The 22,320-nt window shown below is 50.3% G+C and carries 18 protein-coding genes; 10 read left to right on the forward strand and 8 right to left on the reverse strand.

The annotated features are described in order from the left end of the window. Window positions 1-77: 77 nt before the first annotated feature. Window positions 78-965: a glycoside hydrolase family 25 protein gene (locus C7T94_RS19050; protein WP_239495078.1), complete on the forward strand. Its 888-nt coding sequence runs from the start codon at window positions 78-80 to the stop codon at window positions 963-965. Window positions 966-1,000: 35 nt separating this feature from the next. On the opposite strand, the gene C7T94_RS19055 is transcribed toward C7T94_RS19050, so the two are convergent. Further along, a complete protein-coding gene (locus C7T94_RS19055) occupies window positions 1,001-2,098 on the reverse strand; it encodes a mandelate racemase/muconate lactonizing enzyme family protein (protein ID WP_107217690.1) in 1,098 nt (365 codons plus the stop codon). Window positions 2,099-2,170: 72 nt separating this feature from the next. Here C7T94_RS19055 and C7T94_RS19060 point away from each other — a divergent pair, with 72 nt between their 5' ends. Continuing rightward, window positions 2,171-4,195 carry a thioredoxin domain-containing protein gene (locus C7T94_RS19060; RefSeq protein WP_107217692.1) on the forward strand — a complete coding sequence of 675 codons (2,025 nt, stop codon included), beginning with the start codon at window positions 2,171-2,173 and terminating at the stop codon, window positions 4,193-4,195. 41 nt (window positions 4,196-4,236) lie between these two features. Then, on the forward strand, window positions 4,237-4,737 hold the full coding sequence (locus C7T94_RS19065; RefSeq protein WP_107217694.1) for an FKBP-type peptidyl-prolyl cis-trans isomerase: 501 nt from the start codon (window positions 4,237-4,239) through the stop codon (window positions 4,735-4,737). A gap of 88 nt (window positions 4,738-4,825) precedes the next feature. Here the strand turns inward: C7T94_RS19065 and C7T94_RS19070 are convergent, their stop codons facing one another. The 3 genes from C7T94_RS19070 to C7T94_RS19080 all read right to left on the reverse strand — a co-directional run bounded on the left by C7T94_RS19070 (window position 4,826) and on the right by C7T94_RS19080 (window position 7,680). Further along, on the reverse strand, window positions 4,826-5,266 hold the full coding sequence (locus tag C7T94_RS19070) for a hypothetical protein (protein ID WP_107217696.1): 441 nt from the start codon (window positions 5,264-5,266) through the stop codon (window positions 4,826-4,828). A 36-nt stretch (window positions 5,267-5,302) separates the two neighbouring features. Beyond that, window positions 5,303-6,925 (reverse strand): ABC-F family ATP-binding cassette domain-containing protein, encoded by a 1,623-nt coding sequence (locus tag C7T94_RS19075; protein ID WP_107217698.1) that lies wholly within the window; start codon window positions 6,923-6,925, stop codon window positions 5,303-5,305. A gap of 275 nt (window positions 6,926-7,200) precedes the next feature. After that, window positions 7,201-7,680: a GtrA family protein gene (locus C7T94_RS19080; protein WP_107217700.1), complete on the reverse strand. Its 480-nt coding sequence runs from the start codon at window positions 7,678-7,680 to the stop codon at window positions 7,201-7,203. A gap of 145 nt (window positions 7,681-7,825) precedes the next feature. On the opposite strand from C7T94_RS19080, the gene C7T94_RS19085 reads away from it, so the two are divergent. Next, window positions 7,826-9,028 (forward strand): C40 family peptidase, encoded by a 1,203-nt coding sequence (locus tag C7T94_RS19085; RefSeq protein ID WP_107217703.1) that lies wholly within the window; start codon window positions 7,826-7,828, stop codon window positions 9,026-9,028. Window positions 9,029-9,119: 91 nt separating this feature from the next. Here the strand turns inward: C7T94_RS19085 and ychF are convergent, their stop codons facing one another. Continuing rightward, the gene (gene ychF / locus C7T94_RS19090; RefSeq protein WP_107217705.1) at window positions 9,120-10,220 is read right to left on the reverse strand and encodes a redox-regulated ATPase YchF; all 1,101 of its coding nucleotides are present in this window, start codon (window positions 10,218-10,220) and stop codon (window positions 9,120-9,122) included. Between the two features lie 146 nt (window positions 10,221-10,366). Between ychF and C7T94_RS19095 the strand changes: the two genes are divergently transcribed. Then, the gene (locus tag C7T94_RS19095) at window positions 10,367-10,825 is read left to right on the forward strand and encodes a DUF5362 family protein (RefSeq protein WP_107217707.1); all 459 of its coding nucleotides are present in this window, start codon (window positions 10,367-10,369) and stop codon (window positions 10,823-10,825) included. A gap of 8 nt (window positions 10,826-10,833) precedes the next feature. Here C7T94_RS19095 and C7T94_RS19100 read toward each other — a convergent pair whose 3' ends face one another. The 3 genes from C7T94_RS19100 to C7T94_RS19110 all read right to left on the reverse strand — a co-directional run bounded on the left by C7T94_RS19100 (window position 10,834) and on the right by C7T94_RS19110 (window position 13,175). Beyond that, complete coding sequence (locus C7T94_RS19100) at window positions 10,834-11,217, reverse strand: response regulator (RefSeq protein ID WP_162618769.1); 384 nt, start codon at window positions 11,215-11,217, stop codon at window positions 10,834-10,836. 139 nt (window positions 11,218-11,356) lie between these two features. Further along, window positions 11,357-12,757, reverse strand: a complete 1,401-nt coding sequence (locus C7T94_RS19105; protein ID WP_107217711.1) for an exonuclease domain-containing protein — start codon at window positions 12,755-12,757, stop codon at window positions 11,357-11,359. Between the two features lie 49 nt (window positions 12,758-12,806). Then, entirely contained in the window at window positions 12,807-13,175 is a 369-nt protein-coding gene (locus C7T94_RS19110) for a response regulator transcription factor (protein WP_107217713.1), read from the reverse strand. 525 nt (window positions 13,176-13,700) lie between these two features. Here C7T94_RS19110 and C7T94_RS19115 point away from each other — a divergent pair. The 5 genes from C7T94_RS19115 (at window position 13,701) to C7T94_RS19140 (ending at window position 22,317) form a co-directional block, all read left to right on the forward strand. Continuing rightward, window positions 13,701-15,914, forward strand: a complete 2,214-nt coding sequence (locus C7T94_RS19115; RefSeq protein WP_107217715.1) for an ATP-binding protein — start codon at window positions 13,701-13,703, stop codon at window positions 15,912-15,914. A gap of 11 nt (window positions 15,915-15,925) precedes the next feature. After that, complete coding sequence (locus tag C7T94_RS19120; RefSeq protein WP_107217717.1) at window positions 15,926-16,345, forward strand: response regulator; 420 nt, start codon at window positions 15,926-15,928, stop codon at window positions 16,343-16,345. A 25-nt stretch (window positions 16,346-16,370) separates the two neighbouring features. Further along, window positions 16,371-16,967: a biliverdin-producing heme oxygenase gene (locus C7T94_RS19125; RefSeq protein WP_107217719.1), complete on the forward strand. Its 597-nt coding sequence runs from the start codon at window positions 16,371-16,373 to the stop codon at window positions 16,965-16,967. 465 nt (window positions 16,968-17,432) lie between these two features. Then, window positions 17,433-20,744: a SusC/RagA family TonB-linked outer membrane protein gene (locus tag C7T94_RS19135; RefSeq protein WP_107217723.1), complete on the forward strand. Its 3,312-nt coding sequence runs from the start codon at window positions 17,433-17,435 to the stop codon at window positions 20,742-20,744. A gap of 13 nt (window positions 20,745-20,757) precedes the next feature. Next, entirely contained in the window at window positions 20,758-22,317 is a 1,560-nt protein-coding gene (locus C7T94_RS19140) for a SusD/RagB family nutrient-binding outer membrane lipoprotein (protein WP_107217725.1), read from the forward strand. Window positions 22,318-22,320 lie beyond the last annotated feature (3 nt).

The raw sequence follows: 22,320 nt of genomic DNA on the forward strand, positions 1-22,320 counted from the left end.
TGGTCACGCCCAGCGTCATGGCGGCCAAACATTCATTTCACTATGGCGGCGAACCCGGGCAATGTGTATGTTTGTGTGTGGATAAAGCCCGCAGAACACAAAAGCCAAGACAGAAACCACCGGCCCAGGCGGCCAGGAAAACGAATTCGAAATCCCGCAAAAAAGGAAAACGTTCGGTTTCTGCAACGGCCTGGCTGGTCGCTGCCTGTCTGGGCCTGGTATTATTGTCGCCATTGTATTATGGGTATGTATTGAAGGCCTTTTCAGCCGCCTGGAACTGGGCACGTGACCCGGCCGGCGATCCCGCCTATCGCAAATACGAAAGTTTTGGTATCCGCATTCCGCGTAAACATAGCATTCATGGCATCGATGTGTCTTATTACCAGGACCGGATCGACTGGCAGCGGGTGGCGCGCATGGAAGAAGACGGTGTGCGCATCCGTTTCGCTTTTATCAAGGCGACAGAAGGCCTGCTGAAAGTGGACCGGTACTTTCAGCGAAACTGGCGCGAAGCGCCCAAAGCCGGCCTCATTTGCGGAGCTTACCATTTCTTCCGGCCCGCACGCGATGGAAAGGCGCAGGCACGTTTCTTTCTGCAGGTGGTCGGTTTTGAGAAAAATGACCTGCTGCCGGTGGTCGATGTGGAAAGCCTGGACGGTGTAACGCCGCTGCAGATGCGTGCGCAATTGTCAGATTTTCTGGCTTATATGGAATTAAAAACCGGAGTAAAACCGATTATCTATACCGGACTGCAATTTTACAGTGATTACCTGGCCGAATATTTTAAGGAATATCCGCTATGGATTGCCCATTACGACCAACCCCGGCTTCGGGTTCCCGCCCAAACCCGCTGGCATTTCTGGCAGCATTCAGATAAGGCGAGAGTAGACGGCATTTCGCATGTTGTAGATTTTAACGCATTTAACGGCGACAGCCTGGCCCTTGAGCAGCTGCGCATCAGGTAGTGGCTGGCCTCAGGTAAGTTCTGGGTACTTCCCGCTTACACAACCCATTGCTCACAGGTTTCCAGGAAAAATTCGTCTGCATCGGCGCCAATGCCTGCTGTTTCCGGCACATCGAGCTCAAAACCGGTGTAGGTTAGTCCGCCAACAACCGGATCAACTTTGTGCCCGAGCAGGCAGGTGTCAAGGTCGAAAAATACAACATTCGGGCTGGCGAGGGCAAAATGCAGGTTGGCCGTGAGCGCAAGCTTACTCTCCATCATGCTGCCGATCATACATTTTACGCCGCTTTGCAGGGCCACCTCGTGTATTTTCTGCGCTTCGAGGATTCCGCCTGATTTGGCAAGCTTGATATTCAGGTAGTCGCAGGACTGCGTGTTGATCTGCCGGCGGGCGTCATGGTGGTTGTAACAGCTTTCATCGGCCATGATCTTGATGGGCACATTTAATTTCAGCTCCGGGAGCCGGTCATCATACCAGGTACGCATGGGCTGCTCGCAAAATTCAATATCATATTGCGCCAGGTCGGCCAGAGCACGGAGAGCCTCATCGAAAGACCAGCCCTGGTTGGCATCCAGGCGAATGGTCACATCATGTCCCACCGCCGCGCGGATGGCCGCCACACGTTTAACATCGGTCGCGACGTCTTTGCCAAGTTTGATCTTAATGATGCTGCAGCCCCGGTCTACATAAGCCGCCGCGGTGGCCGCCATTTCTTCGGGGCTGGCAATGCCAATGGTCATGTCGGTTTCAATACGCCTCTTTTCACCGCTCAGGAAGCGGTATAGTGGTAGGTTCGCATGTTTAGCCGAAATATCAAACAAGGCCATATCGAACGCACTTTTGATGGTCGGATTGTGGGCTGCGTAGGCAAGCAGGTCGGCCATACGCTCCGGGATCTGAAGCGGATCTTTTCCCTTCCAGATCTTTGCGAAGTCGCGCGCCATAGACAGGCAGGTTTCCTGCGTTTCGCCAACGATCATCGGAAAGGCCGAACACTCACCGCAGCCATAAATCCCGGCATCTGTATAGATTCGGACCAGTACATTCTGTGCAAATTCGAGCGTGCCTGTAGCAATGGTGAAGGGCTCAATAGGAATGCTGAAGCGGTAGATCTCGGTATGCGTAATTTTCATTCGGGCGGTATTTTGAGTCGCTAAGATAATCCATATAAAACAAACGCAGGGAAATCTGTGTACCTTTATAAGATGAATCACGAACCCAACCGGCTGACTCATGCATCGTCGCCCTATCTGTTACAGCATGCTTATAATCCAGTAGACTGGTTTGAATGGGGCCCCGAGGCCCTCGAAAAAGCCCGTAAAGAGCAAAAGCTGATCCTGGTCAGCATTGGTTACTCGGCCTGCCACTGGTGCCATGTCATGGAGCGCGAAAGTTTCGAGCTGGCAGAAGTGGCTGAGGTGATGAATAAACATTTCGTATGCATCAAGGTTGATCGCGAAGAGCGGCCTGATATTGACCAGATCTACATGTATGCTGTACAGCTCATGACCGGAAGCGGGGGTTGGCCGCTCAACTGCATCTGCCTGCCCGATCAGCGGCCCATTTATGGTGGCACCTATTTCCGTAAGAATGACTGGATCAATGTGCTGATGCATGTGGCCAGGCTTTGGCAGGAAGAGCCTGAGAAAGCCATTTCTTATGCAGAACGGCTAACCGCAGGCATCAGCGAAAGTGAGCGCTTTATCCCGGTGCTCAACCCGCCCGAATATTCTGTGGCCGACCTGCGGAACATCATCAAACCCTGGAAAAGGACATTTGACATGACCGACGGGGGATACACGCGGGCCCCAAAATTCCCGCTGCCCAACAACTGGATATTCCTGCTGCGGTACAGCCATCTTTTCGATGATAATGCCACCCATGTTGCCACGATGCTTACACTCGAGAAAATGGCGCTTGGCGGCATTTATGACCAGATTGGTGGTGGCTTTGCGCGTTATTCGGTAGACGGTAGCTGGCATGTGCCGCATTTTGAAAAAATGCTGTATGACAATGCCCAATTGATTGCGCTGTATGCCGAAGCCTGGCAGTTTACAGGAAACAACCTTTTCAGGGAAGTTGCCGAAGGCAGCATTGCCTGGCTCAGGCGCGAAATGCTTTCTGAAGAAGGCTTGTTTTATTCAGCCCTCGACGCCGACAGCGAGGGCGTTGAAGGGAAATTTTATGTCTGGCAGCGGGAAGAGTTTGACGCGCTGCTGGGTCCGGACGCACCGCTCATGTCGCATTACTACCACGTTACGCCCGCGGGCAATTGGGAAGAGGAAGAAACCAATATCCTGCTGCGGAAGGAAACAGATGAGGAGTTTGCCAGGACTTTCGAAGTGGGGCTGGCCGAACTGAAGGAAAAAGTAGCCCGTGCCAATCAATTGCTGCTCAGCGAACGCAGCACGCGGGTGCGTCCGGGCCTTGACAGCAAATGCCTGACGGCCTGGAACGGCATGACCATCAGGGCACTGGCCGATGCCTCGCAGATATTCGACGAGCCCGCTCATTATGACCTTGCCGCCCGGGCAGCCGATTTTATCCTTGACCGGATGGTAGACGGTCAGGGGACCTTGTTCAGAAATTACAAGGATGGGAAAGTATCCATTCCCGGCTTTCTGGACGATTATGCTTTTTTTATCGACGGACTTTTTGCATTGTATGAAGCAAGCTTTGATGAACGCTGGCTGCTGCAGGCGCTTAGCCTGACCGAAACCGTTCTGGCACAGTTTACTGATCCTGAGGGGCCACTGCTGTTTTACACCCCGGTAGGCAATGAAGCGTTAATAGCCAGGAAACATGAGGTGCTGGACAATGTCATTCCTTCTTCTAATTCTGCCATGGCACAGAACCTGCGCCGGCTCGGCATTTGCTTTGACCGCGACGAGCTGAGCGATAAAGCTGCAGCCATGCTTGCCGCCGCGCATCCGCAGATGAAATCTTATGGCTCCGGTTTTTCAAACTGGGCGATCCAGCTGCTGAACGAGGTAAAAGGCTGGAACGAAATCGCGCTCAGCGGCATTGATACCGGTGAAGAAAGGCGAAAGCTTAACCGGTATTACATTCCCAACAAAATTCTGCTCGGCGGAACAAAAAGCGCGCTGCCTTTGTTAAAAGATAAACAAAGCGTAGAAACAAAAATCTATATTTGCCGCAACAAGGTATGCCAGCTGCCCGTATTGACGGCAGATGAGGCCTACAAATTAATACAGACAACGAATTCCTGAGCCGTGCTCGAACGGTTCATTATCTTAAAAATCAAAATTACATGAAAATTCAACCCAATGCAGTAGTCGGAATAACGTATGAACTGCACACAACCAACGAAGAAGGACAGCAGGTATTTGTAGAGAAAGCCGATTCTGAACAACCGCTGGTTTTCTTATATGGCGTGGGTATGATGCTGCCGAAATTCGAGGAGCACCTGGCCGGCCTTCAGGAAGGCGACACCTACAGCTTTGAGCTGAGTGCGGCAGACGGTTATGGCGAGTTAGACCCGGGTGCGTATGCTGATCTGCCTGTAGATATGTTTAAAGAAGTGGAACTGCCAAACGTAGGTGATGTGATTCCTCTGCAAGATAACAACGGCAACCAGTTCCGCGCAGGCGTAACCGGTGTAACTGAAGAAATCGTTTCGGTAGACCTGAACCACCCGATGGCAGGTAAGAATCTGATTTTCAGCGGAGAAATATTGAAAGTGCGCGAGGCAACGCAAGATGAGCTCAACCACGGACATGCGCATGGCGTAGATGGTCATTCAGGCCACTAGGTTTCGCAAATCACCACTTGCGCGCAACAAAAAAGCTGCTTTCCAAATGGAGAGCAGCTTTTTTTTGTTTAATAATTAACGTTTGCGGTCAGATCGATTTTGCAGCAGCGAGAACGATCGGCGGGCCATCCATAGCGTTTCCCTTGTTCAGCTTCAGGATACCCTTTACCGTGATCGGCTTGTACGTAAACTTGACCGCTTCGGTAAGTTCAACCATGACCATGATAGGAACACCGTTCTTGCCACAGTAAAAACACTGGTTGATTGGCAGGGTGGAAAGCATGAATTTTTGCTGTTTCATCCCGTCTTTGATGGGAACGATATACCCGTACAGCTCAAAAGGTTTGTTCTCATATTTACGGATGTTGGTGTTGTAAACCGCATACATCTCATTGTCATTCGGTGTCTTAAAATCGACACTGCCGATCACGTCCCAGTTGGCCGACTCGATCAGGTCGTCAGGGTTGTGCTGCGCCCTGGCCGAGAGGCCGGCGCACAGCAGTAAAAAAATGAGGGCTTTACGTATCATGGTTCATCCTTTCTAACAAATATAATCATTCTGTCCCTAACGGTACATCTCTTCCCGCTGGCGCAGCACATCAGGATTTGTGATGTATTCGTCATAACTCATCAGTTTGTCGATGGTCCCTTTTGGCGTGATTTCGATAATGCGGTTGGCCACTGACTCAGTCAGGGCGTGGTCACGCGATGTAAAAAGCAGGCTGCCCCTGAAATCCTGCATGCCATTGTTCAATGCTGTGATGGATTCAAGGTCGAGGTGGTTGGTTGGCTCGTCAAGCAACAGTACATTGGCCTGTTTGAGCATCATCTGGGAGAACATACAGCGCATTTTTTCGCCACCTGACAGCACTTTGGTGTTTTTCAGTACTTCTTCGCCCGAGAATAACATGCGGCCCAGGAAACTCCTGATAAACTGTTCATCTTTGTCAGAGTCTGAATACTCACGCAGCCAGTCGACCAGGTTCAGGTCCTTGCCGGCAAAGTAGGCGGAGTTATCATTCGGTATATCGGCGATCTGGATGGTCACACCCCATTTAAATTCACCCCTGAAATCGGTATCCCGGCCGGCCAGGATGTTGTAAAAGGCGGTTGTAGCCAGGCTGTTTTGGGAGAGTATGGCAATTTTATCGCCTTTGTTTACCATAAAGGTTACCTTATCGAACAGCACCTCGCCATTCAGGCTGGCTCCCAGGTTCTCAACCTGCAGAATCTGATCTCCGGCTTCCCGGCCTTGATTGTTGAAAATAATGGCGGGATATTTTCTGCTTGAGGGCTTGATCTCGTTCAGGTCAATTTTGTCGAGTGCTTTCTTACGTGAGGTGGCCTGTTTCGACTTCGAGGCATTGGCGCTGAACCGGCGGATAAATTCCTGAAGCTCTTTCACTTTTTCTTCCAGCTTTTTGTTCTGGTCGCTGCGCTGCTTCAGTGCAAGCTGACTGGATTCATACCAAAACGTATAGTTGCCGGTAAAGATGGTCATTTTGCTGAAATCGATATCTACGATGTGTGTACAAACCGCGTCAAGAAAGTGACGGTCGTGAGAGACCACCAGGACGATATTCTGATAGTCAGCCAGGAAATTTTCCAGCCAGGCAATTGTATCAATGTCCAGGTCGTTGGTCGGTTCGTCAAGAAGCAGGATATCCGGGTTGCCGAACAGGGCCTGAGCGAGCAACACCCGTACTTTTTGATTACCATCCAGCTCCTTCAGCAACTTGTAATGATCAGACTCTTTAATGCCCAGGTTACTGAGCATGGTCGCTGCATTGCTTTCCATGTTCCAGCCATCCATTTCTGCAAAGAGATTTTCAAGCTCGCCGGCGCGTTCGCCGTCTTTTTCTGAAAAGTCCTCTTTCATATAAATGGCGTCTTTTTCTTTCATGATTTCATAGAGCTCCTTGTGGCCCATCATGACCGTTTCGATGACGCTGAAATCGTCAAACTCATAGTGATTCTGTTTGAGAACAGCCATGCGCTCGCCCGGCGTAAAACTCACCGAGCCCGAAGTTTGGCTTACTTCGCCCGAAAGGATCTTAAGAAAGGTAGACTTGCCCGCTCCGTTGGCACCGATTACGCCGTAGCAGTTTCCCTGGGTAAACTTCAGGTTAACATCTTCGAAAAGGGTCCGCTTGCCATAACGCAGCGATAAATTGGATACTGAAATCATCTGAATTGCAAATAAGCTGCAAAGATACGGATTTTTGTGCGGGCACAGAAGGAGTGGCCGTGACAGCTGTTGAGCATGGGCACCGTTTTCAGCCGACTTTGCGGAATGAGCCAACCGGTGTTTTTTTGAAGCGCAGCGACACTGCCCGTTTTACAGGCGGTCCTGCTGTACGCTTTAGCCCTCCTTCGTCGGGGCTGCCGCTCCCATCAGGGCTACGCTTGAAAGGCACAGCCCTGACATTCCAGACCAGGAAGCAGTGCGCCATTCCTGTTTGCTCAGGGTTTTTTTCCCACGCGGAAGGAAAAGTGTTTTTGAGAAAAATAACTGAAAATCGTGAGCAGGCAGGTGGTCGTAAACTTTGCAATGGTGGGGTAAAAATGCAGCGTCTCAACCATAAGTTTGATCAGGGCATAGTTCAGCAGGATGTTTATGAATACAACGGTTGCATAACGAAATAGTTGCTGACGGCCACGCAGGGTAGACTGTGTAAAGACCAGGTACTTGTTTAGCAGGAAGCCCATGGGAAAGGTGATACAAAGTTCGATGATCAGCGCGGCGATGGGGGCAGTTACCAGCACGAACGGCAGGCGTACATCCTGCTGGCCGAGAATAAAGTTGTAGGCGATATAGTAGATGACCACACCCATCAGGGCCGTAGTTCCGCCGGAGGCAAGATACCTGAAGGTGTGCAACGGAATCAGCCTGGCGAAAGGCGGGTGAAAAAAGTCGATAAACTTAAGCAGGGTTTTTCGCATGCGTGCTTCCGGTAAACCGGCAGTAAAACGGGCGCAAGTTAGATATCCCTGCGGTTTTTCGAAAATAAATTTATTGGCCGGTGTGATACAAGTATCAATTTTGATGTCTTTCGTATCCTTCTGATTTATTGCTTAATCTTGTAAGATGAAATGGAAGAGCCTGATTTTTCTTTTGTTTGCGCCTGCAGCCGGCGCCTGGGCGCAGCTTGATACGACGGTGTTGCGCACCTATTCCCTGCAGATGCAGCAGCGTCTGGTTCCAGATGCGCGGAACGATTATTTCAATTACCGGTTCAGGAACGACAGCCTGTTGTTTGAAACCAGCAGCAAACCTGCTTTTGAGCAGTATACCGCCGGCATTACAGCAAATTTCGGGAAAGTCCCCGCCCGCATGGTCCTGTTGCCCGATACAGCTTCCGGTTTACCGGCAAGGGGCCTGATCAATGTATCTGTCAGTAACAACCGCGCCCAGCCGCGCAACGCTGCCGAAATGATGACGCAGGGCCTGCTCGGCATGCCTGTCGCGCTGCTGAAAAAACAGGCAGGATATTACCTGGTCCGCACACCTGACGGGTATGTCTCCTGGCTTGACGCAGCGGCAGTAGTTCCGGTTCATGAAATTGACTTTAAAAACTGGCAGCAGGCAGAAAAAGTGATCGTCACGGCAGACTACGGGCATGCACTGAGCCATGCCAATAAAGATGCGCCGCGGGTATCTGATCTCGTTGCCGGTAACATTTTACAGGCGCTCAAAAAAGAAAAGAAATATACAGCGGTACGTTTTCCAGACGGGCGACAGGCATATGTGCCGAACGAGCTTGTTCAGCCTTATAGCGCCTGGCTCAGTACCGTTAAGCCAACTGCGACCAATGTGCTGGCAACAGCCCGCACGCTGCTGGGTGTTCCGTACCTTTGGGGCGGAACTTCGGTAAAAGGAGTAGACTGCAGCGGGTTTACCAAGACCAGTTTTTTCCTGAACGGTGTGATCATTCCGCGCGATGCGTCGCAGCAGGTACTTGTGGGCCAGGAAGTAGCGATCCTCTCAGGCGATAGCCTCGACCTGGCAAAAAGCCTGAAGAACCTGCAGGCAGGCGATCTGCTCTTCTTTTCGGCAGCAAAAAGCCGGGGTAAAAGCGGCCGTATTTCGCATACAGCTATTTATATCGGGAATGGGGAGTTTATACAGTCGGCTGGAATGGTGCGGGTCAACAGCATGGTGCCCGGCGCCAAAAATTACGACGATTTTCAAAGCCGCACGCTGGTCGCCGCACGACGTTACCTGGGCCAGGCAGGTACAACAGGTATTGTTCCGGTTGCGGCGCATCCCTGGTACAACGCAGCGCGCTAACCGGCCAAAGACCGCGGTAGCCTGGGCTGGGATAATGGAAGAACGCCAGGCGCTCAGGAACAATCCTGAAAACACCTGCCGCCTGATTGGGTTAAACGTTGAACCTGAAGTGCATGATGTCGCCGTCTTCTACCAGGTAGGTCTTGCCCTCTACACCCAGTTTTCCGGCTTCCTTGCAGGCATTTTCCGAACCAAGGCTAACAAAATCTTCGTATTTGATGACTTCGGCGCGGATAAAGCCTTTCTCAAAATCGCTATGTATCACCCCTGCAGCCTGTGGCGCAGTGAAACCTTTGGTAATGGTCCATGCACGAACCTCCTGTACACCGGCCGTAAAGTAGGTTGACAGGTTCAGGAGGCGATAGGCCGCCCGGATCAGTTTGTTGACGCCAGATTCGGTGAGCCCGAGGTCGGCCAGGAACAGTTGCCTTTCCTCGTAACTTTCCAGCTCGGCAATCTCAGATTCTATTTTTGCAGAAATAACAAGCACTTCTGCTTTTTCGTCCTTTACCGCATCTTTAACCAGGTTCACATAGTTATTGCCCGCAACAACAGAAGTCTCCTCTACATTGCAGACATACAATACCGGTTTTTGGGTGAGCAGGCCCAGTTCTTCGATAAAAAGGAAATCCTCTTCGGTAAGCGGGGCTGTACGTACAGATTTACCGCTTTCGAGGTGGGTCTTGACGACAGAGAGGATGTCAAAAGTTTTTTTAGCCTCTTTGTTTCCGCCGGTTTTGGCCATCTTCTCAACCTTCTGGATCCTTTTGTCGACGGTATCCAGGTCTTTCAATTGCAATTCGGTGTCAATGATCTCCTTATCACGGATCGGATCGACCGAGCCGTCGACATGGATCACATTGCCGTCATCGAAGCAGCGCAGTACATGGATAATGGCATTGGTTGCGCGGATGTTTCCAAGAAACTGGTTGCCCAGTCCCTCACCTTTGGAAGCGCCTTTGACCAGGCCGGCAATATCAACGATTTCAATCGTATTCGGAACCACCCGTTGCGGCTGTACGAGCTCGGCGAGCCGGGTAAGCCGCTCGTCGGGAACAGTGATCACACCCACGTTGGGTTCAATGGTACAAAAAGGAAAATTTGCTGCCTGCGCCTTTGCATTCGAGAGACAGTTGAAGAGTGTAGATTTGCCGACGTTGGGAAGGCCAACGATGCCACATTGTAAAGCCATGTATCTGTATATTACTGCTGGAAAGGTAAAAAATATCCTTTCTGGTTTGAAATGGGTGCAAAGATAAGAGAATTTACCCTGCTTATGAAAAAATCCCTTTTGCCGCACTGGTTATTTTGTTATGTTTAACCACCAATTACAGAACAATGAACGAATTTGAACCCGAAACCGAACAAAACCCCCAGCTAATCGTAACCGAAGACATGCGCAGCAACCTGTATGAAATAGGCCGGTGGTCGCGGTTTCTTGCGGTGATCGGTTTTGTCCTGACCTTTTTTATGGTGGTAGGTGCGTTCGGAGTCAGCGCGTTGATCAATTCAGATGCTGCCGTCGCTGCGCAGCTGGGACCGCTTGCGCAACTGGGAAGCGCCGGCATCATGGTTCTTTACCTGCTGATCGGACTGCTGTTTTTTTACCCCAGCCTGCTGCTCTTCAAGTATTCCTCTGCTTCTGCTGAGGGGGTTTTATACGGAAATCAGGAAAGCCTGGATCTGGCTGTTTCAAGGCTGAAATCACTGTTTAAGTTCTGGGGGATTACAACAATGGTTGGAATTGTCCTATACGTCTTATCGCTTGTGTCGGTTATGTTTATGGGCGGGCGCTAAAAGCGTACTTATTGACTGGTATACCGGGCTACCATTTCGACCAGGCTATCAATATCAAATGGTTTTGGCAGGAAACCGTCTGCCCTGATCTCTTCTGCGATTCTGCGGCCCTCGCTGCTGGCCGAGATGATGATTACAGGAATGCCGCGCAGCGCTTCGTCTGTTTTTACAAAGCGGGTAATGTCTTCGCCTGAAAGATCGGGCATCCACAGATCGAGCAGCAGCAGGTCTGGTTTGAACCGGTCAATAACCTCATAAATTCTGGTGCTTTCAATAACAGGGGTAACTTCATAGCCGCTGTCTTCCAGAACAAGTGTGGTGACATCGAGGATGGCCTCGTCATCGTCGCAAACCAAAATGCGTTTACCGGCCATTGGCTGGCCTCCTTTCATGAAGTGCGACTTGAGCACGGGCGTTTCCAAGCGGAAGGCAGAAGGCAGAAGCGTACGGCAGAAACGCGGTGGTCATGGTTACAGATTGCTGTGTCTAGTAGAACAGCTAAGTTCTGTTTTTATGTTCAAACATGCAACGTTAACAGGCAATTAATTCCATATTAAGCCCGTCAAGGGTGACCACGCTTTGCGGAAAACGGGTTGCCTGGGCAAATAACAGGTTGAGAATGTAGCGGTTGGACGGGTAGGGCGTCAGATAATTTTTTAGTTCAGACACGTGGCTATAATCGAGATCGTCAGGGATATAACCCATGCCGTAAAAACGTCCTTTTTCTACCCAAAGGCAGGCCGTCTCACCGCTCGTTCTGCCCGGCTGGCGCATCATGAACGAAGGCAGCGTGTCCTGAACCGCCGCAAGCGCCTGGTTTACGCGTCGGTTGTACGCCTCAGCGCTTTCGTGGCCGAGGCAAGCTCCTGAACACATGCCTGATGCTACTGCCTGGCAACCTCCGGCCGTTTTCTGGAGAAACGAAAGTTTATGACAGAGCCTGTGTTCGGTTGCCAGGCGTTCCAAAAAGTTGTAACCTTCGGTAATGGTGGCGAAATCGTGCAGCGCCATGTGGTTTTTCCGGCTTTTGTCAATGCCCAACCGCAGGTAACCTTTCTGGTCTTCAAAGATGTAGAGCTCGTATTTGGGTTCGTAACGCTTCATTGCGCGGTTGTTCTCCGGCCAGTACCTTTTTATTTCAGTAGCCTCGAGAATCAGTGCCATCAATTCGCTGCCGCAAACCTGATGTTCGATCGTGTAAATGTTACGCAAAAACTCCTGCCGCTGCCTGGACTTGCCATTGCCGGTAAAATGGCCGGTTACACGTTTTTTAAGGTTCAGCGCTTTGCCGATATACAATATCCTGCCTTTTGCATTTTTAAAATAATATACCCCTGGCTGATCAGGCAAGGATAAAAAATCCTGCTTGTTCAGGTTGGGCGGAAGGTTCTGTTCTTTTGAGCTTTTTTTCAGCATGGCCGGCACGACGGCTTCAGCATCAGCCTGCAGCAATTTCCCGAAGAGTGTTGCCGTGGCACGTGCATCGCCTGCTGCGCGGTGACGTTCTGTAATGGAAATGGCAAGCGAATGGCATAATTTGCCCAGGCTGTAGGAGGGCAGGCCAGGAAAAATTTTACGGGCCAATCTGACCGTGCAGAGTTTACGGCAATCCAGGCGATAGCCGCATTGCGCAAACTGATGTTGCAGGAAGGAATAGTCAAAATTTACATTGTGTGCAACAAAAACTTTGTCGGCCAGCATGCCGAATAATTTTTCTGCCACTTCAGGAAACAACGGCGCGCTGGCGACCATGTCATTGTCAATGCCGGTCAGGGCGGTAATATGCGCAGGAATATGCTGGTCAGGATTTACCAGTGTCTGGAAAGATTCGACCACGCTGTCTCCATTATGAATGAAAACGGCTACTTCCGTGATCGCATGCGCAGCGGCATACCCCCCGGTAGTTTCGATATCGACAACGGCGTACAGCATATGCCGAAATTACGAAGATTTACTAAAATAATTAGTATTAAATTAAAATTTATTTAGGGAGCAGCGCGTAGATCTTGTCCATCAGCGCATCAATATCGAACGGCTTAGCCAGGAAATCATTTGCTTTCAGGCCGCCTTCGTCATAATTGCCGGAATGGTAACGCGCAGATATCATGAGTACGGGAATCTCTGCGGTCTGGGGATTGCCGCGCAGTTCTTTTAAGAGCGTACGTCCGTCACTGTCAGGCAGCATGATGTCCATAACAATGACGTGAGGCTCGAAAGTCTCGATATGGCGCATCATTTCAAGACCCCGGTTCAGGCCGGATACTTCGAAAGCTTCGCTTTGCAGAATGAGCGTTATGACATCTAAAATGGCATGGTTATCCTCGATAACCAGTATCTTCTTTTTTGACAAGGATCGTTAAGTGTCTATGATAATCTTTTGCAAAGATATCAATCGTATCGATTATTTAATAATGAAATTGTACCGCGAACGGAATAAGTTCAAAAAAAAACGGAGATATCCAGAATGGATACCCCCGTCATCTAAATTAACGCTCTCGGCAGATACTTTACAAACCAGGTGCCAGGTTAAATTCTGTTGCGGGTTTATTCCCTGTCAAAACAACCACTTTTTCTAAGTGTCTGGACTGCAGCTTAAAAAAAAATCCTGGCCAGAGCAATTTTTTGATTCCGTACAACTTTTTTGTTTGATAACTTTCTGATGCCCCCGTTTTAAAAGCAGGATAGCAGCCGCAACGCCGAAAAAGTGTCTGTTTTTGTGAAATAATGTCCAGTTTTTTGTGCAGTAATCAGGGGTTCGAAGCCGAATGCGCCCGAAAGCAGTTTTTTTCGTCTTCTTCCCGGCAGTTACACCTTTCTTGTTTCCCGGGTTTGAAGTTTCGCAAATACTGATAGTTTTGTAAACTAATTTTTTTGCATGAGTACATTCCAGGCCGATCTGACCAATTGTGACAGAGAGCCGATCCAGATACCGGGGAAGATCCAGTCTCACGGTTTCGCTGTCGCTGTGGCGCAGAAGACACTTATCATTACAGCTGTTAGTGATCATATCGGTTCCTGGCTGCCCGTAGATCCCGATACATTGCCCGGCAGCCCCCTGTCGGTGCTGGAGAATCTGCTGACTAAACATGATGACAACTTATCTGTAACGCAGCTGCTGCAGCTTGGCTTGCAGCGTCAGAGCTTTGATGCCATTAATCCGCACGCCATCACACTTGCGGGGGCTTCTTTTTATTTGATCTGCAGCCTGAACAAGGGTACTATTCTGCTTGAATTTGAGCCTGCCAGCCTTGAATACGACATCCAGGGTTCGGTGGGGCGTTCTGCATCTGCCATGCTTGGCGGGAAGAATCTTCAGGCCCTGCTGCACAGCGCCGCTACTGAGATCAAACGGATCATCGGCTACGACCGTGTCATGATTTATAAGTTCCTGGAAGACGGCCATGGTGAAGTTATTGCAGAAGAGAAGGAAGCGCATCTTGACTCTTTTTATGGCTTGCATTACCCGGCAAGCGATATTCCTAAACAGGCCCGCGCACTGTATAAACTGAACCTGACCAGGCTGATTGCCGATGTGCACAGCCAGGATGCGGCACTCCTTGCAAACACAGAAGAGCCGCTCGACCTGACCTTCGCCCAGCTGCGGGCCGTTTCTCCCATTCATATCCAGTACTTGAAAAATATGGGCGTGGCGTCGAGTTTCAGTATATCGCTCATTGCGCATGACCAGTTGTGGGGCCTTGTTGCCTGTCACAACTACAGCCCTAAATACATTGATTACAAGGCGCGCGAAGGCGCCAAGTTGCTGGGACAGATTCTTTCCTCAGCCTTAGAGTACAGGCAAGAGGAAGAAGATGCCGATAAGGTGGCGGCTTTCAAAAGCAGTGCAGCCATGCTGGCCGCCTACCTGGCAAAAGACAAAAACCTCGTCGATGCGCTAACCAGCCATGAACGCACACTGGTTAATTGCACCGAGGCACATGGCGCGGCGCTGCTTTTCGAGAATACGGTTACACTGGTTGGCCAGACGCCGGCTGAAACCGAAGTCCTTGCCCTGGCTGCCTGGCTAAAACAAAATATGGGCGACTCGGTTTACCATACCCATCAGCTGCCCGAAATTTACAGGCCTGCCTCTGCTTTTAAAGAAAAGGCTGCCGGAATATTGTCCTGCCTGATCAGCCGGGAACTCAGCGAAATGATGATCTGGTTCAAGCCCGAACGGATCAGCCTGGTGCAGTGGGCTGGGAATCCTGAAAAACCTGCTGAACCGGGACCGGAAGGGTTGATGCAACTCTCGCCCCGGAAATCCTTTGAATCCTGGACGCAGGAAGTCAGGAATACCTCAGAGCGGTGGACACAGGAGGAAATCACCGCGGTACTGAGCCTGCGGGAGATCGTCATTGCAGACATCAACAACAAAGCAACCGCCATCCGGACACTAAATGAAAAACTTCAGGCCGCATACGAAGAGCTGGACACCTTTAGTTATACGATCTCACACGACTTGCGCACGCCCATTACCTCGATCAGGACCTATGCAGAAATGCTGTTAAAAACAAACTTCGGCCTGAACGAGAGCTCCCGCAAAATGATTAACCGGATTGTCGCAGGCACCGAGAAAATGAATTTCCTGATCCGTGAAGTGCTCAATCTTTCAAAAGTCGGACGTGCGGAAATCGTTATGACAGATGTGGAAATGGGACCACTGATCGGGGAGATTGCCCAGGAAATAAAAACGGCCATGAAGGCGGCAGACGAGACAATTGAGGTTGGTGCGACACCGCCGTTACGTGGCGACCGCACCATGCTCAGCCAGGTTTTTTCAAACATTATCGGCAACGGGGTCAAATACTCGTCTAAAAATCCCGCGCCGCGGGTGAAGATAAACGGTGTGGTCGCGGGCGGTGAGACCGTCTACAGTATTGCTGACAATGGCATAGGAATTGACGTCAGTTATTACGACAGGGTTTTCGAACTCTTCAAGCGAATGGATAATGTGGCAGATATAGATGGAACTGGCGTTGGTCTGGCCATTGTGAAACGCATTGTTGAACGGCACCAGGGCAGGGTCTGGTTTGAAAGCAAACTCGGAACAGGTACCACTTTTTTTGTTGCATTTAGAAACAGATAGGAGAACAGACGGTGAAGGCACCAGATATTTTTTACGTAGAAGACGATCCCGATTATGTGTTTTTCATGGAAAACGCGATACAGGAAATAGGAGACAACCTGGTTTTAAGGGTTGCCTCAGACGGGCAGGAAGCGATCAGCTCACTCAAACGCCTGATTGATGAAAAAACAGTTCCGAAGCTGATCCTGCTCGATTTGAACCTGCCTAATATTTCCGGACTCGACATCCTGCGCTTCATTCGTGAAATTCCCGCAATGAAGACCGTTCCCGTGCTGCTGTTCTCAACTTCAGACAGTCCGAAAGATGTGCGTGCGTCGATTGAATTCGGTGCAAACGCTTATGTCACCAAACCCGATGGTTATGAGAAGCTGCTTCAGTGTATTGACTCTGTACAGAAATTTTGGTTCAATCACCATTTGCGCGTCAACTGATAATTTCCGGTCCGTATAAAGTTTAATGATCACACAACGTTTACGTTCAGAGACAGCCGACCGCCACCAGGCGCTCGAGTCAGCCATGTTTGTTCATGAAATTATGTCAAGGTCGCTTAGCTTTGACCAGTACAGGCAGATCCTGGCTGTGAACCTGCTGGCGCACGAATTGATCGAGCCCGGGCTGTTCGCCGGTTTCGACCCGGAAATTGCTGCAGAACTCGGTCTGGATTCGAGGAAAAAATTGCCGGCACTCAGGCAGGATGCTGCAGAGGCGAAACTGGATCCTGCCAGATTCCCCCGAATTGATCCTGGTGAAATGGTGTTCCCGCAAAAATCTGCTGCGTCGCAGCTTGGCGCTTTGTATGTGCTTGAAGGCGCCACGCTTGGCGGAAACATGATCCGCAGGCAGCTGGTTCAGATTCCGCATTTTGAAGGTCTTTCTTTTGCATATTATGGTATTTACGGAGATGCACTGGCCGCGCGGTGGAAACATTTTCAGTCTGTACTGGAAATATATGTCTCACCCGGCAAAGCACAGAACTGCCTTGATGCTGCAAACTCCATGTTCGATAACCTGCTGCTGATTTCGCAACGCGTGAGCGGGTCTTTTGCTGTTTAATTTTATTTATTTTCTACTGTAGCCATGCCCGAAAGGGCATTTTTTGTTACTAAGATTTAATATTAGTTGTTATTTTGTTTAATTTACTTTAATTTAATTAAAATACGACCTGGGTGTGCTGTTGCTGCGGGACCCTTCAACTCTTTCTGTAACAAGTTCAAAAAAAATTTGCATTACGAATAATTATGTATAGTTTCGTTTTGTTGTTAATGGACGTTTGAGCGAAAGAAGTGAAAAATACCGGAAGCAACGAAATAACCAAATATGAACCAGCAGTGAGTTTTATGAAGCACAGGCGTCTTCAGATAAAAATTTTGAGAAGGCACGTCATGCAAAAGAAAACCGGTCTGTATCCCGGCCGGTCCATTAAACATACAAAATTTACGCGGTGCCCGTCAGGTAGTTATGCCTGGTAAAACGAAATTAAACGAAATAACGCTATTTATTAATCTTCTATTTGAATTTATGAATCAAAATTCTACTCAAGCTTTGTCTGTCTGCAACTCCCTGGAAACCGGGGTCTTGCAAGCGGAAAGCCCGCGAGGCCGCTCACGCGATGCCGGTTCGTCTGCAAGCGGCAAATCCTGGCGGGCGCTGCTCATCGCTTTTGTGCTTGTGTTGTCCGGACTGGGAGTCCGCGCACAAAACCTGGTGGTAAAGGGCAGGGTAGTGGACGATGCTGATAACAGTGCGGTTATCGGTGTAAACATTATGAATGCACAACGCCAGGTGCTGGGAACCACCGACGTAAACGGCGCGTTCTCGATCAGTGTTGCTGCGGGGGGGCAGGTCACTTTTAGTATTGTTGGTTACACCCAGCTAAGCCGAAGTTTTACTGCTGCAGCGCAAAATGTGCTCGTTCGCATGAAGCCGGCCAGTAATGCTCTCGATGAGGTTGTTGTTACCGCCCTGGGCATTAAGCGTGAAGAAAAATCGCTGGGTTACGCCGTAACCAAAGTGGACAGCACTGACCTGACGCGTGCCGTCTCGAGTAACTGGACAGACGCGTTGTCGGGCAAGGTAGCTGGTCTGAACCTGGTTCGCTCAAACAGCGGTCCGGCGGGCTCAAACAAAATCATCCTGCGGGGTGAGAACAACCTGACAGGAGATAACGAAGCACTGATCGTTGTAGATGGCGTGGTGATCAATAACAGTGGCGGCCGCCGGTCTGCCAACGGCTCTGACAACGTCTATGGAACGGGCAGTGATAACATGCCCGCTGATTATGGCAGTTCGCTGAACGACATCAACCCGGAAGATATTGAAAGCGTTTCGGTGCTCAAAGGACCTGGTGCCGCTGCGTTATATGGACAACGGGGCGCCAATGGTGCAATTATCATTACCACCAAATCGGGCAGCTCGAAAAACAAGAAAAATAAGATCGGTATCAAGTTTACCTCTAATGGTTCACTCGAATCTGTGAACCGCTGGCCCGATCTGCAGTATGAATATGGTCAGGGCACAGACGGCGCTACCTATTATTCTTATGACCAGGGCCCTGACGGACTCAGCACCAGCGGAACAAGTTCTGCTTACGGCCCGCGGTTCGACCCCAACCTGATGTTTTATCAATATGATCCGGTGAAACAGGGTCAGGCTTCTGTCCGTACGCCATGGGTGCCTTATAAAAACCAGATCCGCGAGTTTTTCGAAACTGGACAGAACCTGAGCAACTCGCTAAGCATTGATACAAAAATTGGTAGCACCACAGGCCGTCTTTCGCTCACGAACCAGGAAAACACCTGGATTATTCCGAATACCGGTTTCGAGCGTACAACGGCGGCATTGTCGACAACGACAGACATTACAAAAAAGCTGAAATTGACCACCAAGCTCAATTATGGTAACCGTTTTAGCGATAACCTGCCGGGCGCGGGATACGGCAACCAGTCGCTGATGTACTGGTTCATTTTCTGGCAGCCCAATGCCGACCTGAACTGGCTGAAGAACTATTGGCAGAATGGCCAGGAGAACCTTAAAATAGAGTATCCATTCAGTTCATTCCCTGAAAACCCATATGCCATTTCAAATGAGTTCATAAACCGGACAGGGCGCCATAATGTAACCGCCAACGTAACTGCATCCTACCAGTTTACCAAGGCTTTGAGCCTGCAGCTGCGGTCAACCGTTGACTGGGTTGGTGAGCGTCGTGCACAGGACCGTCCGTATGATGCCGGCAGCAAACTGCCCTATGGTTCACACCGTGAACAAAAAATACGCGGCAGCGAAACCAATAACGAGTTCCTGGTTCGCTACAGCAAGAAGTTCAGTAAAATCGACGTGAATGCGCTCGTAGGCGGCAGCCAGTTGAAAAACCGGTACAACCGTTCGGATCTGCGCGCAGATGGCCTGGTCATTCCTAAGCTTTATGAATTGACCAACAACCGGTTCCCGATCGTGTCCATCCCGGACACCAGCCGGTATAACATTAACAGTTTCTTCGGCAGTGTGTCTTTAGGCTATAAAAATTACCTGTACCTTGACGTGACCGGCCGGCAGGACTGGAGCAGCGTTTTGGCCACGCCGACTCGTACAGATAATGTAGGCTTCTTTTACCCTTCGGTCAGCGGCAGTTTTGTACTGTCTGAAGTAACTAAACTTCCAGAAGCGATTTCGTTCGCCAAGCTGCGCGCTTCGGTTTCGCAGGTAGGCAGCGGCAGTACCACACCTTACCGTACGGCTTATACGTATGGGCTGGCTGCGAGTGGGCAATACCCCGACAGTGCGCTGCTAAACCCGTCTATTTTGCCAAACCCGGATCTTCAGCCGCTCAAAACAACCACCTTCGAGGTCGGCGCAGAAGTAAACTTCTTCAAAAACCGCCTGAATGTCGATGTAGCCTTTTACTCGGGAAATACCAAAAACCAGATCCTGACCAGGATAGTTGACCGTTCGTCGGGGTACACCTCGGCATTGATCAATGCAGGCCGGGTAGATAACAGCGGTTTTGAAGCCTCAGTAAACGGTACCATTATCAAAGGCAAAGGGAAGGGCTTTAACTGGCGCATGTTCAGTACATTCTCTACCAACCGCAACCAGATCAAAGAGCTGGCAGACAGTTCAGTCATTCTGCGTACCGGTCCGGTAGGCGGGGGTCAGATTGTAGCCCGGGTGGGCGGTTCAATGGGCGACCTGTATGGCCGTGGTTATGAGCGCGATCCGCAGGGTAATGTGATCTACGACGGCACAACCGGTTTTGCTAAAATTTCGCAAAACGTGGTTTACCTGGGCAACACCATCCCGAAATACCGCGCGTCACTCGGTACCGAGTTTGCCTATCAGAATTTTAGCCTGAATGTCCTGTTCGATGCGCAGATGGGCGCTGTGGGCCACTCTCTGACCAACTACAAACTTGTTGAACAGGGCAAGACCACCAGCACGCTCCCGGGGCGGTACAGCGGCATTATCGGCAATGGTGTGGTGCAAAACCCCGACGGCTCATTCCGGCCGAACGATGTGGTTGCAAATGATATCGATGAGTATTACCGTTCGCATATGGGAACCGATAACGCCGAGGGCAACACCTTCAGCACAGACTATATTAAATTCCGCGAGGCTGCACTTAATTACAAATTCAGTCCGCGCGTGGCCAAATCGCTTGGCCTGAACTCGATGAGTTTCGGTGTGTATGGCCGCAACCTGTTTATCTGGTCTCCATGGCCAATGTTCGACCCGGAGTTTGGAACACTTGCCGGCAGCGACATTGTTCAGGGCTTCGAAGTGGCTCAATTCCCGTCGACCAGGACATTTGGTTTCAACTTCGTTATTGGCATTTAAGAATTAAAGAGACATGAAAAATTTAAAACATACAGCGCTGGGGAGCTTGATTTTGATGAGTTCGCTGCTCAGTTCCTGTGATAAGGACTTTACCGAGATCAATACCGATCCGATTAACATCCTGGAGACCACCCCTGAAAAACTACTGGCGCCGGCACTTATTAACGTGATGAACGCAAACATGCTGCGCAATCGGAACTTCAATAATGAACTGATGCAGGTTACTGTCTCGATCAGCGATGGTGATGCAACCGTATTCAGGTATGAATTCAGGAACACATTCTCAGATTACCTCTGGAACAGCTGGTATCCCCAGCTTACCAACCTGAAAGACGTGTACCAGCTGGCATCGACCGGGGCATCTGCCAACAAGTCGTACCAGGGTATTTCGCTGGTTGCACAATCCTGGGTGTCTTCCTTACTGACCGATACCTACGGCGATGTGCCTTACTTGCAGGCGAACAAGGGCAAGGAGGGAATTCTCGAGCCTGCCTTCGACCGTCAGAAAGACATCTACCTGGATATGTTCAAAAAACTGGAAGAAGCCAACACGCTGCTTAGTGCCGGAACGCCTATTCTGCCCATTTCCGATCCGGTGTTCAAGGGGGATATTACCAAGTGGCGCAAATTCTGCAACACCCTGTACCTGCGTTTACTGATGCGTGTTTCAGGCAAACCGGAAGTTTCAGCACAGGTTATAGCTAAAATAAAGGAAATTGCCGAGACCAACCGGGCCAACTACCCGATTATGACCAGCAATGCCGATGCGGCATTCATCAGGTGGAACGGCGGTTCGAATACGTCAGACCCGTATACCTCGCCGTTTGTAAATGGTGTACGTGCACAGGACTTTCGGGCACCTTCTATGGCGTCATTCTTTATTGACCACCTGCGCGACTGGGGCGATCCGCGCCTGGACGCGAGCGCGCCAAACGGCGACAACGGTGTAAACAGGCTCGGAATATCGCAGGGACCTTCAGGATACTCGGGTGTTCCCAGCGGTTATGCGGTAGGCTCAGGTTTTGTGAGGCAGGCGTACTTCATTTCCTTTGACAACACAACCAACGGAACGCGCTCGCTTCAGGTGAATCCGCTTACCGGAATCCTGATGACTTATGGGGAACTGCAGTTTATTCTGGCTGAAGCTGCTGTGAAAGGCTGGATCAGCGGTTCGGCAGAAACTTATTATTACAACGGGATCGCTGCTGCCATCAACTATTGGGTACCCGCCTTTTCTGCTTCGCCAGGTGTACCCAGGTTTGCAGAATATATTGAGAATGCTGACCTCATGTGGGAAGCAGGAGGATCGCTTGACGTGAAGATGGAACAGATCCATATTCAAAAATATTTTGCACTGTTCTCGACCGATCTGCAGCAATGGTTTGAATACCGCCGCACCGGGCATCCGGTATTGCCAAAAGGACCGGGCTTGCGAAATGGCGGTGTGATGCCGGCACGTATGGTTTATCCGGTCTACGTGCAGTCAGCCAATCCAACCAATTACGCTGCGGCAGTTGCAGCCCAGGGACCAGACCTTATTTCAACCAATGTGTGGTGGCAAAAAAGCAACTAAATA

It is taken from the genome of Pedobacter yulinensis (assembly GCF_003029735.1).
Classification (GTDB): Bacteria; Bacteroidota; Bacteroidia; order Sphingobacteriales; family Sphingobacteriaceae; genus Pedobacter; species Pedobacter yulinensis.